Source organism: Streptomyces sp. B93 (assembly GCF_018070565.1).
In the GTDB taxonomy this organism is placed as follows: Bacteria; Actinomycetota; Actinomycetes; order Streptomycetales; family Streptomycetaceae; genus Streptomyces.
In genome coordinates, this window is the sequence record NZ_JAGPXL010000044.1 from 16671 (window position 1) to 29778 (window position 13108).

Sequence of the window (13108 nt, forward strand, 5' to 3'; positions counted from 1 at the left end):
CGCTCAGGCCGGACCGCGTCGGCTGCGGGCGTTGACCAGGGCCACCTCGGACGACAGACGTTCCGCGAGGGTGGCCGGGCGCAGGGGGCCGTGGGCGTCCCACTCCCGGCCGCCGCCGGGCGGCCTGAGCTGCCAGTAGGGGCCGACGCGGTCGACGACACGGCCCACCCTGTGGGTCGCCTCGTCGAACACGAGGTCGTCGATCTCCGGCGTGTAGTCGCCCATGCGAGCCCCCGTTGGATCGCCGCACCGCTCACCAGGGAGTCTCGACCGGCGCCGTGACATCCAGGGGGCCCGGGGCTTGCCGGTCTGTGACGATGAACTCAGCTCCGGCTGAGGCAAGTTGAGAGGCTGCCCGCGAGGGCCGTCCGGTGCCGGGCGGCTCGCGCGGCAGGCGGTCAGAGTCCGAACACGGCCGGGTCCGTCGCCAGTTCCTTGAAGTAGTCCTGCGGATTCGCCACCAGCTTGCGGGCCTTGAGGTCCAGCAGTCCGCCCACGGCGCTCACCTCGGCCGCCACCGTGCCGTCCGCCTTGACGATGGTCTGCCCGATGCGGAACGTCTTGCCGCCACCCCACTCGAACACGCAGGTCACCGACACCTCGTCACCGGCGAGCAGTTCCCGCTTGTAGCGGATGGTGGTCTCCAGGGCGACCGGTCCCACGCCCCTGCCGATCAGGCCGGTCTGGCTGATCCCGGCGGCCTGGAGCAGCGCCCAGCGGGCGTGTTCGGCGTAGTTGAGGTACACGGCCTGGTTGAGGTGGCCCTGGACGTCGGTCTCGTACCCGCGGACGGTGACCGGTACGGAAAACGGCTCGCTCACGACTTCCCCTTCGTGCGTTCTCGCCCTCGATGGTCTCTGCACCGATCCTGGCACGCCCCTCACGCCCTGCGCGGCGAGGCCAGCACATAGTGGGCGCGGGTACGGGGCTCGGTGTGCTCGCCGGTCTGCCAGCCAGCCTTCTCCAGGGTGGCCGCGCAGCCGCGCAGCGCCTCGGCGTCCGGCGCGTACACGGCGACGGCCTCGGGCTGTGGGGTCGCCCGCACCCGGTAGCCGTCGCCGTCCGGCCCGGCCGGGTGGTGTCCGGCGGCCTCCAGGGCGAGCGCGGCGGCCCGCACCAGATGGCCGCGCTCCCAGCCGCAGGGCCGGTCCGTCGCCCCGTCCGGGTTGGTCATCCGGCGCAGCTCGACGAGGCCCTGCCAGGCGCTGTGCACCTGGCGCACCCGGGCCGGCGACGCCTCCGGCGGCTGCTCCTCACCGCCGACCCGCGCGGCGAACACCCCGGTGTCGTCGGGGGCGGCGGGCTCCGCGGGCGCGGTGACCGCCTCCCGCGTCCGGTGCCCGGCCGGGGTCAGGAAGTGGTCGTGCGGCGGCCGGGGGTGCCGGAAGGCGAGCCCGCGCTTGACCAGCGCCGCGAGCTGCGCCTCCGTACCGACCCGCAGGCGCCCGGTGACGGGGTCGGCGCTCTCGATCACACGCCGCTGGGCGGCGGTCGGCGGTCGGGTCACGGCGCGCTCCCTCCGGGCGTGGTGGTCCTCCACTGACTCGAAGGCTACGACCCGGGTCTGACATTCCAGGCGGCGATCACCGGCCGCCCGTGCTCGGTGCTCAGTCGGCACACCGTCCCGGTCGCCAGCTGGAACAGCGCCCCGTCGGCGGGCGGCAGGCCCAGCCGCCGGGCGGTGAGCACCCGCAGGAAGTGTCCGTGCGCCACCAGCACCACGCACCCCTCGGTGTTGGCGAGCGCCGCGTCGACCTTGGCGAGCACCCGGTCGGCCCGTTCCCCGACCTCCTTGGGGCTCTCCCCGGGGTGGTCCGGCGGACCGGCCTCGACGCCGTCCGTGAACAGGAACCAGCCCGGCCGCTCACGGTGGATCTCGACGGTGGTGACGCCCTCGTAGGCGCCGTAGTCCCACTCGTGCAGGTCCGCGTCGACGCGCACGTCGGTCAGTCCGATCAGCTCGGCGGTCTCCCGGGCCCGCTGCGAGGGGCTCACGAAGGCGGCGCCGATCCGGTGCGAGCGGATCATCGGCACCAGCCGCCGCGCCTCCTGGCGGCCCTGCTCGGTCAGGGGTACGTCCGTCAGCCCGGTGTGCCGCCCGGAACGGGACCACTCGGTCTCACCGTGCCGGACCAGAAAGAGATCAGCCATGAGGCACAGGCTAAGCCTCGGTCACTGGCGGTACCCGCTCAGGAACCTGCCGATCCTGCCGATCGCCGCCTCCAGGTCGTCGGCGTGCGGGAGGGTGAGGATGCGGAAGTGGTCGGGGGTGGGCCAGTTGAAGCCGGTGCCCTGGACGACCTGGATCTTCTCGCGGAGCAGCAGGTCGAGGACGAACCTCTCGTCGTCGTGGATCCGGTGGACCTTGGGGTCGAGGCGCGGGAAGGCGTACAGGGCGCCCTTGGGTTTCACGCAGGAGACGCCGGGGATCTCGTTGAGCTTCTCGAAGGCCACGTCGCGCTGCTCGCGCAGCCGTCCGCCGGGCGCGGTCAGTTCCCGGATGGACTGACGGCCGCCGAGCGCGGCCTGGATGGCGTACTGGGCGGGCGCGTTGGCGCACAGGCGCATGGAGGCCAGCATGGTCAGGCCCTCCAGGTAGTTCCGCGCGTGCTGCCGGGGGCCGGTCACCACCAGCCAGCCGGAGCGGAAGCCCGCCACCCGGTAGGTCTTGGACAGGCCGCAGAAGGTGAGGACGACCAGGTCGGGGGCGAGGGCGGCGGCGCAGTGGTGGACCGCGTCGTCGTAGAGGATCTGGTCGTAGATCTCGTCGGCGAAGACCATCAGGCCGTGCCTGCGGGCCAGGTCGAGGATGCCCTCGACGATCTCCTTGGGGTAGACCGCGCCCGTGGGGTTGTTGGGGTTGATGATGACCACGGCCTTGGTGCGGTCGGTGATCTTCGATTCCATGTCGGCCAGGTCCGGGTACCACTCGGCCTGTTCGTCGCAGAGGTAGTGCACCGCCCTGCCGCCCGCGAGGGTGGTCACCGCCGTCCAGAGGGGGAAGTCGGGGGCGGGGATCAGGATCTCGTCGCCGTCCTCGAGCAGCGCCTGTACGGCCATCGACACCAGCTCCGAGACGCCGTTGCCGAGGAACACGTCGTCGACGTCCACCTCGAGGCCGAGGGTCTGGTAGCGCTGGGCGACGGCGCGGCGGGCGGAGAGGACGCCGCGGGAGTCGGTGTAGCCGTGTGCCCGGGGGAGCATCCGGATCATGTCCTGGAGGATCTCCTCCGGCGCCTCGAAGCCGAACAGGGCCGGGTTGCCGGTGTTCAGGCGGAGCACGCTGTGGCCCGCCTCCTCCAGCGCGTTGGCGTGCTCGATCACCGGGCCGCGGATCTCGTAGCAGACCTCGCTCAGCTTGCTCGACTGCCGGAACTCCATGCGCGCTCGCCCCTCCGGTTCGTGGTGTTGCTTGGTTTTACCAAGTGCCAGCTTGGAAAGTCCAACGACATGTCTAGACTGCGTCGCATGTCACCTCGTCGAAGCTACGACCAGTACTGCTCCACCGCCCGCGCGCTCGACGCCGTGGGAGACCGCTGGACCCTGCTGATCGTCCGTGAACTCCTCGCCGGGCCGCGCCGCTACACCGATCTGCACGCGGACCTGCCGGGCGTCAGCACCGACGTCCTGGCGTCCCGGCTGAAGGACATGGAGCGCGACGGGCTGGCCGAACGCCGACGGCTGCCGCCGCCCGCGGCGGCCTACGTCTACGAACTCACCCCGCGCGGCCGGGACCTGCTGCCCGTCCTGCAAGCGCTGGGGGAGTGGGGGGAGCCCGAACTGGGGGAGCGGCGGCCCACGGACGCCGTGCGCGCACACTGGTTCGCGCTGCCGCTGCTGCGCGGCCTGGAGGGCGACGGGCTCGTCGAAGTACGGCTGGAGGAAGGCGTCTTCCACCTGCACACGGGCGCCCCGGACGACGGGCGGCCCCTCTACGGCGACGGGCCCGCCCCCGCCGAACCCGACGCCCGGCTGGTGCTGGACACCGGCACATGCACGGCGGTCGCGCGCGGCGAGCTGACCGTGGGGGAGGGGGTGCGGGACGGCCGTATCGGCGTCCAGGGCGACGGGACCCTCGCCAAGGCGCTGCGGGAGGGCTGAAACGGCAGGGGGCCCGCACCCGGCGGGCCCCCTGAGGTCATGTCACACGCCCGGTGGCACCCGGGACGGCCGCCCCGGACCCCGCGTCAGGCGGTATCCGGCGACACCCGCGAGCGCCGCCAGCGCGCCGCCCACCCCGGTCCACACCCAGCGGTCGGACCACCAGCCGGAGGCCCAGCCGTCGTCCGGGTCGATGGCCGACAGCACGGCCGCCGGGGAGTCGTCCTCGTCCTCCCGCGCCGAGGTCACCGCGATGCCCGGCACCAGCGGCTCGCCCAGCGAACCGTCCACCGCCGCCGAGCCGCCGACGTCCTTGGACTCGACCCGGATCTCGGCGCCCACGGGCAGCCCGAGGTCGCCGGTCCTCAGGCCGGTCGCGGTGAGCCGGACGTAGTACGTGCCGGGCAGCGGGTCGTTCGCCCACGGCTCCGCCCAGGCCCGCACCGTACGCAGGGTGCAGGCCAGGTCGACGGAGGCCGCGTCCGCCGCGGCGGTGCGCCTCTGCGCCCCGTACTGGCACGACTGGCGGCGCCGCAGACCGTCGTACACGTCCAGCTGCCAGGTCTCGGCGGCGTGCGTCTCGGGCAGCTTCACCGTGGCGCGCACGGTGGGGCGCTGGCCGGTGTCGGCCGGGAAGGACCAGTACAGGTAGTCGCCCGCGGAGCCGTTCGCCGTGGCCGTCTGGTCCTGGTCGATCTCCGTCGCCGTACGGAACGAGGTGCCCGCCTCGGTGGGGGCGCCGTCGTCGTCCGAGGGGCTCGGCGAGGCGGAGTCGGCGGCGGCCGGTCCGGCGGCCAGTCCGAGGGCCAGCAGGGCCGCGCCCAGCATCCTTGTGATACGCATCAGTTGGTCCTCCACACCGCGACCCGCCAGCGGGACACCCAGCCCCACAGCAGACCGGCCACGAAACCGGTAAGGATCAGCGCGCCCAGCAGCCACCAGCCGCGCCCGAGGCCGAAGGAGGCCACGTCGCTGGAGCCACCCGGGCCGTCCACCACGTCGACGGTCAGCTCGACGGGCAGACCCGGCGTGGTCTTGACCCCGTCGGCGCCCGAGTAGGAGTGGGTGACCTGGAGGCACACCGTCTCCGCCGCCGACTCCTCGTCGTCGCTCTCCCGCTTGGGGTAGCGCAGGCCCGTGGAGATCACGTCGGTGCGGCCGTCGCCCGCCGCCTCGCCGCGCACGATCTCCCGGCCGTGCACCGTGACCGCCCGCAGCAGCACGCCGTACGACGGGTTCACCGCACGGTCGGCGGACACGCTCACCGCGGCCCGCAGCTCCTGGCCCGGCTCCACGTCCACCCGGTACCAGCGCTGCTGCCCGAACTCGGCCCGGTCCGTCCACAGACCGGACTGAAGCGTCGGCGCCTGCGCGCACGCGTCGGCGCCCTCGGCGGGCTGCGGCACCACGACGGGGTCGGCGGCGCGGTCCACCAACTGGCCCACGCGGTCCGAGAGTTCGTCGGCGTGCTCGACCGAGGTGTAGGTGCCGCCGGTCGCCTCGGCGATACAGCTGAGCTGCCGGCGCATCTTGGTGTTGGGCACCAGGCCGAGGGTGTCGATGGTCAGGCCGATGCCCTTGGCGGCTATCTCCCGCGCCACCTCACAGGGGTCGAGCGGGGCGCAGGTGTCCTCACCGTCGCTGATCAGCACGATCCGCTTGGAACCGGTGCCGCCGTCGAGGTCGTCGGCGGCGGCCAGCAGCGCCGGGCCGATCGGCGTCCAGCCGGTCGGTGCCAGCGTGGCCACCGCCGCCTTCGCCTCGGTGCGGTCCAGCGGGCCGACCGGGTAGAGCTGCGCGGTGTCCTCGCATCCCTTCTTGCGGTCGTCGCCGGGATAGTCGGCGCCCAGCGTGCGGATGCCGAGCTGCACCTCCTCGGGCGTGGCGTCCAGCACCTCGTTGAACGCCTGCTTCGCCGCCGCCATCCGTGACTGCCCGTCGATGTCCCGCGCCCGCATCGAACCGCTCACGTCCAGGAGCAGGTTGACCTTGGGCGCGGCGGCCGTGGTCTCGTCGGCGAGCGCCGTGGACGGGAGCGCGAGCCCGGCCGTCAGCGCGGCGAACAGGACACAGGCTCCCGCCGCCAGCCGTTTTCTTGTGATCATCGCCGGATCCTATTGATCCGGGGGGCCCGGCATCAAAACGAGGGGCGGTTCAGGCGAGCGGATTGGGCAGGGTCGTCCACTGGTCCCCCGGAATGCCCGGGGAGAGACGCATCAGCGTCAACGCCTTGGCCGGCAGCGGCTCCTGACACAGCGCCGCCAGATCGGGGCCCGGCGGCAGCCGCCGTACGGCCGCGGCCAGGGCGTCGCGCAGCGCCGCCGCCGAACCCGCCGTCCCGGCCAGCGCGCCCGCCACCAGCGAACCGAACAGCTTGCGGCGCAGCGCGGTCACGTCGTCGGTGCGGATCCGGCCGGGCAGACCGGAGGCGTCGACGCCGTGCCGGGCCGCGCGGGCGGGGCTGACGCGGATGTCGGCGAGGTCGCGGTAGACCAGCCGCACCGGCGCGTCTTCCGCGTCCAGCACCACCAGCAGGTTCTGGCCGTGTGCCTCCAGCGCCACGCCCAGCTCCAGCAGCCGCAGCCCGGCCGTCAGGGCGAGCCGGGCGAACTCCGCCAGCCACGCGGGCGAGGACGGCAGTTCCGTGGTCGGCAGCGCGGCCACCGGCACCACCCGCTCCCCGGCCCGCGCGAACCCGCGCGGCGACTCCCGCAGCAGGGCCGCGAGTTCGGATGAGCCGTCGGTGACCGCGCCCAGGGTCTGGGTGATGCGCAGCAGGCCCTCCATGCGCTCCGCCACCCGCTGCCCGAACGCCGACAGCACCCCGGCCCCGGTGACCGACGGAACGGAGATGTCCCGCACCGAGGACGTCAGCCGGGCGCTCAACGCGGTCTTCACATGCGGGCCGCCGGGCACGGCGAGGGTGCGCAGCGACATCAGCGGACGCGCCGGGAGCACGCCCGCGAGGCCGCCCTCGCCGGGAGGCTTCAGCACATGCGCCGCCTGCCAGGGGTGCACCGGGACCAGCAGCCGGTCCCCGTCGCGCAGCTCGTCCGGCCAGTCGCCCCCGACCAGGCACTCCTCCGCCCGCACCGGCAGGAGCCCCAGCTCCACCAGCGGCCCGTGCTCGGGCGCGTAGGCGAGCTGCTCGGCCACCGAGAAGCCCAGCCGGGAACGGCAGTTCGGATGGAACGGGTGCCCGTCGACGACACGCCGCTCCCACTCCCACTCCCGGTCCCCGTCCGGCCACTTGGGCGCGGACGGCTCCTGGTTGGCCCTCGACAGGGCCAACGAGGCGGCACTGTGGGCGAGTTCCCGCGCGAACGCCGCCCCGTGCGGCACCCTGAGCGCCGCCATCAGCCCCGCCGGATCGTCGTGCGCCACACCGTCCAGGTCCACCGCGGTGACGTACCCGCCGGTCGCGTACGGGTCCGGCACCGGCCCGCGCAGCCACCGGCCGTCGGCGAGCCGCAGCGCCGCGCGGTCCGGCCCGCGCCGCTCCACCCAGGGCAGTGGCTCGTACGTCAGCGCCCGCCACAGTCGGGTGAGGACGGCCGCCCGGGCGCCGGGCAGCTCGGCCGTGAAGCGCGGCACGAGAGCGGGCCGCGACGCGGCCAGCTCCTCGGCGACCTCGGCCTCGGCGGGGGTGCGGGGACGGTGCACGAGCGGTCTCCTCAGCTGGGAGTGACACGAATACGGTGGTCACGGCGGCGGGTGACGCCGAGTGATACTGAGCGTCTCCGCCCGAACGGACCGCAGGGAACGAGTGGAACGCGTGGACCTCATGCCCCCGACCGCCGACGACGACGCCGTGGCGCACGATGATGCCCCAGCCCACGGTGCCGCTCTCGCCGACGCCTACGCCTGCGCGCCCCTGCTCAACTGTCTGCTGCGCGAGGTGGCCCACCCACTGCCCGGCCACGGGCCGCGCCGGGTCTTCCGGCTGCCCGGCGGACGGCTGCTGCGGGTGCGCGGCACCCGGCGCCCCGCCGCACCCGAGGTGCACACGGACGGACGCTGGCACCGCCTCGGCCATAACGATCTGGTCAAACTCGTCGCCGAGGAACTCGACCGGCACACCGGACTGTCCAACCCCGACCTGCCCGCCGAGATGCTGGACAGCCGCGACGCGGTCGCCGCGCTGCTCGCCGCCCGCGTCCGGGCGACGGCGCCCCGGGACCCGTATCTCCGCTCCGAACAGGCCCTGATCACCGGCCACCCGTACCACCCCGCCCCCAAGGCGCGCGGCGGCGGCCCCCCCGGCGCCTGGCTGCCGTACGCTCCGGAGGCGCACGCCCGCTTTCCGCTGGTGCTCCTCGGGGTGCGCGAGGACAGCGTCGCCGAGGAGGGCGACACCTCCGCCCTCGACGCCCTCGCCCCCGCCCCGCCCGGCTACCGCCTGCTGCCCGCCCACCCCTGGCAGCTGGACCTGACCGCCCCCACCCTCGCCCCCGCCTTCGCGGACGGCCGCCTGGTCCGGCTCGGCGACACCGGCTTCGACACCTGGCCGACGGCGGCGATCCGCACCGTCCACGCCCCCACCCACGACCTGTTCCTGAAGTTCAGCCTCGATGTGCGCATCACCAACGACATCCGGCGGCTGTGGCGGCACGACCTGGAGAAGCTGCGGCGCACCGACACCGCCGTGACCCGCGCCTTCGCCGCGTCCGGCGGACCGGCCGCCTGGCTGGCCGACCGCGGCTACCGCACCGCCTCCTTCGCCTTCGAGGAACTCGCCGTCCTGGTCCGCGACGGGATGCGGGGCCATCTTCGGCCCGGTGGCACCCCGTTGCTGGCCGCCGCGCTCGTGGAGGGCTTCGACGGCAACCCGCTGGACGGCCCCCTGGACCCGGCGCGCTGGTGGGAGGCGTACCTCGCCCAGGTCGTACCGCCCGCCCTCGCCGCGTTCGCCGACCACGGCGTCGTCCTGGAGGCCCATCTCCAGAACACCCTGATCGCCGTGGACGCCGACGGCACGCCCGTGCAGGCGCTCTACCGGGACGCCGAGGGCGTGAAGCTGCTGACCGACACCGGCCGGGCGGCCGGGTGGGAGCGGCTGGTGTACTGCCTGGTCGTCAACAACCTGCTCGAGGTCGCCGGGGCGCTCACCGAACGGCACCCCGGCCTCGACCCCTGGCCCGCCGCCCGCCGCGCGCTCACCCGGCCCGGCCTGCCCGAGGCCACCGCCCTGCGCACCGCGCCCACCCTGCCCGCCAAGACCAACCTGCTGCTGCGCTGGACCGGCGCGGACGGCGCCGCCGCCCGCTACCGGCCGCTGCCCAACCCGCTGGCCGACGCGCCGGACGGGCGTTAGCCGCACACCCTCTTCAGGCCCGCCCGGGTGGGGGACTGCGCGTCCTGCACCCGCTGCAAGTCCCGCAGCAGGTCCGGGATGTCCAGGTCCACCCCGTCCGCGGCCCGGGCCGCGGTCAGCAAGGTGGCCTCGTAGAAGGCGTCCCGGACGGCGGGGGCCATGACGTCGGAGGCGTCCAGACAGCGGGGTTTGCCTTCCTCGCCGGTGAGCCGCTTGGCGATCGCCCTGCCGACGTCCCCGGCCTTCGCCGGTACCGCGTTGTTCGCCGAGAAGACGTTCGCGTGCGTGGCCCACGCGCGCTGGCCGTCCCGGGAGGCGAGCTTCCCGATCAGCTCACGGGCCCGCGGGCGGTCGCTGAACAGCGCGGCGAAGTCACCGGTCACCTCATGGGCCCGCACCTCGTAGGGGCCGCCGGGCAGCAGCGCGGCCGAGTCGGTCAGACCCGCCTCCTGCTCCCCGTAGAAGGCGCGCGCGAAGGAACCCTGGTGCTCCAGGGTGCAGCCGTCCTGCCAGCCCGCGAAGAGCAGCCCGTTGCGGTCCGGGTCGCCTCGGTGATCGGTGAGCACTGCCCGCTCGGCGGCCCCCGGGTTCTCCTCAAGCAACTCCCCCCACGCCTTCCAGGCGGTCAGCACCGGCTCGTCCGTCCACTCGTCACGGCCCAGCACCCAGTCGCTGTAGGCCTTCGGCCCCGACCCTTGCAGCACCAGGTCCTCGATCCAGTCGCTGCCGGGCCAGCCCGAGGCGCCGTCGTCGCCCATCCCGATGCACCAGCTCTCCAGCGGCGCCGGTCCGCCGGTGGGCTCGTTGCCCTTTCGGTACCAGACGATGCTCTTCAGGTCCGCCTTCACCGGAACCCAGTACACGTGTTCCGAGGTACGGCCCGAACTCCACGGCGCGCCGTACTGCGTCTCGTCGTAGAGGCCGTTCAGCGGCTCCAGGCGGCGCTGGTCGGCGTACTCGGCGAGTTCGCCGACACCCGGCATGATCGCGATGTCCGGGGGTTCGCCCGACTGCACCTGGGAGAGCAGCACCTCACGCTGGGCGGCCGTGCCCTGGTAGTCGAAGGGGACGCCGAGGCCGCGCAGCACCTCCTCGAACTGGGTCTCCTGGGTGTCCGTCCAGGGGCCGAGGATCGTCACCGGCCTCTCGTCGTCCCGCTGCGACCAGAGCGCCACCAGGCCGCCGCCCGCGACCAGCGCCAGCACCACCAGCAGCGCCACCAGCTTGAACCGTCCCGTCACCGGCGCCTCCAGTAGTCGTTGCCGAGCCGCAGCCAGAGCCCCACCGCGGGCAGTACGACGATCAACAGGCCCCCGATCACGGCCCCCTGGTACACCCGCCCGGTCCGTGCCGCGACCGCCAGATCCCCCCGGACCTCCTCGGACTTCCCGGTCAGGCCCTCCTGCCGGCGGACCAGCTTGGAGCCGAAGCCCGACACGCGGGAGGCCTCGGTGATCTCCCGCAGATCGGCACGGACGGCGTCCAGCCGGTGCTGTGTGGTGAACACCGCCCACAGCGGGACCACCGCGAACAGCACGGTGAGCACGAGGGCGACCAGCAGATACGGGTTCCAGTCCCGGCCGCAGCGGTCGCGCAGCACGAACAGCGCGGACAGCAGCGTCAACGCGAGTGCCAGCAGCGCGGCCTCGGCGAGCCACCAGCCGCCGCGCTGCGCCCAGCCCATGGTCGCGGTGGCCGAGGCGCGGTCCAGCTCCTGCCGCTGCAACTGGTCGAGGCGCGGCACCAGTCCGACGCGCGCCCGCAGCAGCAGCGAGCGCGCCTCCTCCTGCTTGTGTTCGCGCATCACCGGCTGGTCGTGGTACAGGGTCATGGCGCTGGTGATGGAGTTGTCGTAGGAGGCGAGCAGCCCGTTCACCGTGCCGAGGTCCTGGTCCGTGCGCTCCCCGATCCGGGACAGGCCCTGGTCGGCCGCGGACAGATGGGCGCGGTACGTCTCGCCCGCACCGGCCACGTCCACGAGCCCGAGGTCGACCAGGTTCTGCACCTCCCAGTGGGCGCGCAGCACCGCGAGCCGGGTCGCGGCGAGCCCTTGCACGGCGGGCGCCTGACGGTCGGCGAGGGTCTCGGCGGCCCGCTGGGTGTGCCGGTAGGACACCAGCAGGGTGCTCACCGCGACCACCGAGCACACCAGGACGACCACCAGATGCGCCTCCAGCAGCCGACGCGTACGCACCGCGCCCAGCCGCGCCCGCCAGAAGGCCGTGGGCGACCGCCCGCTCACAGCAGCTTCTCCCCACAGGCGACGCAGTACCGGGCCTCGCTCCCGGCCGGGGTACGGCAGTGGCGGCAGCGCGGCCCCGGCGGCTGGCCGGCGACATCGACGAGGGGGCCGCCCGGCCGGGAACCGGCCCGCAGGATCATCGGGCCGAGCGTGTGGGCGTCGACGGTGGTGCGCACCCGGACCCGGCCCTCGGACGCGTCCTCGATGTCGGCCACGGCGCGGATCTCGTGCAGCACCCACTCCGCGCCGTACCGGGTGGCGAGTTGCGCCGCCCGCCCCAGCAGGCGTTCCGCCTCCTCCCGCCGCTGCTCCTTGATCGCGACCAGGCCCTGGCGCAGCGCGGCCCGCATCGCGGTCGTGGCATTCATCGAAAGCACGGAGCGCACGGAGCGCGCGCTCGTGCCGCCCGCAGGACCGGGCGAGGACTGCGCGGGCCGGTGCCAGCGGGCGGTGACCGGCAGGTGGGTGTCGCCGACGGAGACCATGGCGAACAGCAGGTCGGTGGCGAGCGGATCGGTGTCGGCGTCGGCGACGAGGGTGAGGAGGTAGTCGTAGCCGCCCGGCTGCCACTGGTAGGCGGGGAAGCGCCAGCGGTACGGCCGCCCGGGCACCGGCAGCCCGCCGAGCCGGTGCGGGCGGGGTGCCTTCTCGACGAGGGAGACCTGCCGGACGGTCGGCCGCGCGGTCACCTCGATGGGCAGCTGGGGGGTGTGCGCCCGGCGCAGCCGCTGGACGGCCGCGGTGATCGCCGAGGTGAGGCCCCCCTCCACGAACTCGGCGGTGCCGTGCAGCCGTTCGGCGAGGGCGAGCAGCGGGTCGGGGGCCCAGTCGTTGCCGACGGCGAACACATCGCAGGTGAACTGCCCCGCGCAGGCGTCCAGTTCCTCCTGGAGCGAGGTATCGTCGGGGGCGCTGCTGCCGTCGGTGATCAGCACCAGATGGCGTACGGCCAGCGGACGGGCGGCGAGCAGGGCACGCGCCCGGGCCACCCAGGCGGCGTACCCGGCGGGCCGTGGACCGTCCCGGTGCAGCGGTACGGCACCCATGGCGAAGGCGGCCCGGCGCTTCTCCCGGGCGTCGGCGACGGCCCACTCCGCCTCGCCCAGGGGGTAGCAGCGGACCGGTGCGGGGCCGCCGCCCCCGAGCACGGTGAAGGAGATGTCGTCGGGCAGGGCGCGCAGCGCGGCGGGCAGCGCGCGCCGCACGGCCGACCGGCGCGGTTCGGCGACGTCCACCGCGATGATCACCGCCAGTTCCACGGCCGGGAGTCCCGCGGCGGCGCCGTCGGCGGTCACCTCCACCCGCAGGTGCGCCTCCAGGGTGGCGTTGCGGCGCGGGGTCAGGTCCCGGTCGTGGTCGACATGGAGCCGCACACCGAGGTGCGGCGGCCGGACGAGGCTGCTCATGCGGTACGTCACCACTCCTTCGCTGGCCGGTCGGGGGCGGGTGCG

General features: G+C 74.2%; 13 protein-coding genes. 2 read left to right on the top strand and 11 right to left on the bottom strand.

Annotated features, from left to right (window positions below):
• Positions 1-3 precede the first annotated feature (3 nt).
• From KBY47_RS29550 to KBY47_RS29570, 5 genes are all read right to left on the bottom strand, one after another.
• Positions 4-225 carry a hypothetical protein gene (locus KBY47_RS29550; RefSeq protein WP_210926388.1) on the bottom strand — a complete coding sequence of 74 codons (222 nt, stop codon included), beginning with the start codon at positions 223-225 and terminating at the stop codon, positions 4-6.
• Between the two features lie 173 nt (positions 226-398).
• Complete coding sequence (locus KBY47_RS29555; protein ID WP_210926390.1) at positions 399-821, bottom strand: thioesterase family protein; 423 nt, start codon at positions 819-821, stop codon at positions 399-401.
• 59 nt (positions 822-880) lie between these two features.
• On the bottom strand, positions 881-1507 hold the full coding sequence (locus KBY47_RS29560) for a hypothetical protein (protein WP_210926392.1): 627 nt from the start codon (positions 1505-1507) through the stop codon (positions 881-883).
• Between the two features lie 44 nt (positions 1508-1551).
• Positions 1552-2151 carry a histidine phosphatase family protein gene (locus tag KBY47_RS29565; RefSeq protein WP_210926394.1) on the bottom strand — a complete coding sequence of 200 codons (600 nt, stop codon included), beginning with the start codon at positions 2149-2151 and terminating at the stop codon, positions 1552-1554.
• A 21-nt stretch (positions 2152-2172) separates the two neighbouring features.
• The gene (locus KBY47_RS29570; protein WP_210926396.1) at positions 2173-3381 is read right to left on the bottom strand and encodes a pyridoxal phosphate-dependent aminotransferase; all 1209 of its coding nucleotides are present in this window, start codon (positions 3379-3381) and stop codon (positions 2173-2175) included.
• Between the two features lie 87 nt (positions 3382-3468).
• Between KBY47_RS29570 and KBY47_RS29575 the strand changes: the two genes are divergently transcribed.
• A complete protein-coding gene (locus KBY47_RS29575) occupies positions 3469-4101 on the top strand; it encodes a helix-turn-helix domain-containing protein (protein ID WP_210926398.1) in 633 nt (210 codons plus the stop codon).
• Between the two features lie 42 nt (positions 4102-4143).
• Here KBY47_RS29575 and KBY47_RS29580 read toward each other — a convergent pair whose 3' ends face one another.
• From KBY47_RS29580 to KBY47_RS29590, 3 genes are read right to left on the bottom strand one after another with little or no spacing between them, the layout of a single operon-like run.
• Positions 4144-4944, bottom strand: a complete 801-nt coding sequence (locus KBY47_RS29580; protein ID WP_210926400.1) for a hypothetical protein — start codon at positions 4942-4944, stop codon at positions 4144-4146.
• Positions 4944-6206, bottom strand: a complete 1263-nt coding sequence (locus KBY47_RS29585) for a VWA domain-containing protein (RefSeq protein ID WP_210926403.1) — start codon at positions 6204-6206, stop codon at positions 4944-4946. The genes KBY47_RS29580 and KBY47_RS29585 overlap by 1 nt, the downstream gene beginning before the upstream one ends.
• 49 nt (positions 6207-6255) lie before the next feature.
• Complete coding sequence (locus KBY47_RS29590; RefSeq protein WP_210926406.1) at positions 6256-7764, bottom strand: IucA/IucC family siderophore biosynthesis protein; 1509 nt, start codon at positions 7762-7764, stop codon at positions 6256-6258.
• A 103-nt stretch (positions 7765-7867) separates the two neighbouring features.
• Between KBY47_RS29590 and KBY47_RS29595 the strand changes: the two genes are divergently transcribed.
• A complete protein-coding gene (locus KBY47_RS29595) occupies positions 7868-9415 on the top strand; it encodes an IucA/IucC family siderophore biosynthesis protein (RefSeq protein ID WP_374103127.1) in 1548 nt (515 codons plus the stop codon).
• Here KBY47_RS29595 and KBY47_RS29600 read toward each other — a convergent pair.
• Genes KBY47_RS29600 through KBY47_RS29610 form a run of 3 tightly spaced genes read right to left on the bottom strand, consistent with a single transcriptional unit; the run spans position 9412 to position 13063 of the window.
• Positions 9412-10656 (bottom strand): extracellular solute-binding protein, encoded by a 1245-nt coding sequence (locus KBY47_RS29600; RefSeq protein ID WP_210926408.1) that lies wholly within the window; start codon positions 10654-10656, stop codon positions 9412-9414. The genes KBY47_RS29595 and KBY47_RS29600 overlap by 4 nt on opposite strands.
• Positions 10653-11657: a hypothetical protein gene (locus tag KBY47_RS29605; protein WP_308405334.1), complete on the bottom strand. Its 1005-nt coding sequence runs from the start codon at positions 11655-11657 to the stop codon at positions 10653-10655. Before KBY47_RS29605 ends, KBY47_RS29600 begins: the two co-directional genes overlap by 4 nt.
• Positions 11654-13063, bottom strand: coding sequence for a hypothetical protein (locus KBY47_RS29610; RefSeq protein ID WP_210926410.1), 1410 nt, complete (start codon positions 13061-13063; stop codon positions 11654-11656). The genes KBY47_RS29605 and KBY47_RS29610 overlap by 4 nt, the downstream gene beginning before the upstream one ends.
• Positions 13064-13108 lie beyond the last annotated feature (45 nt).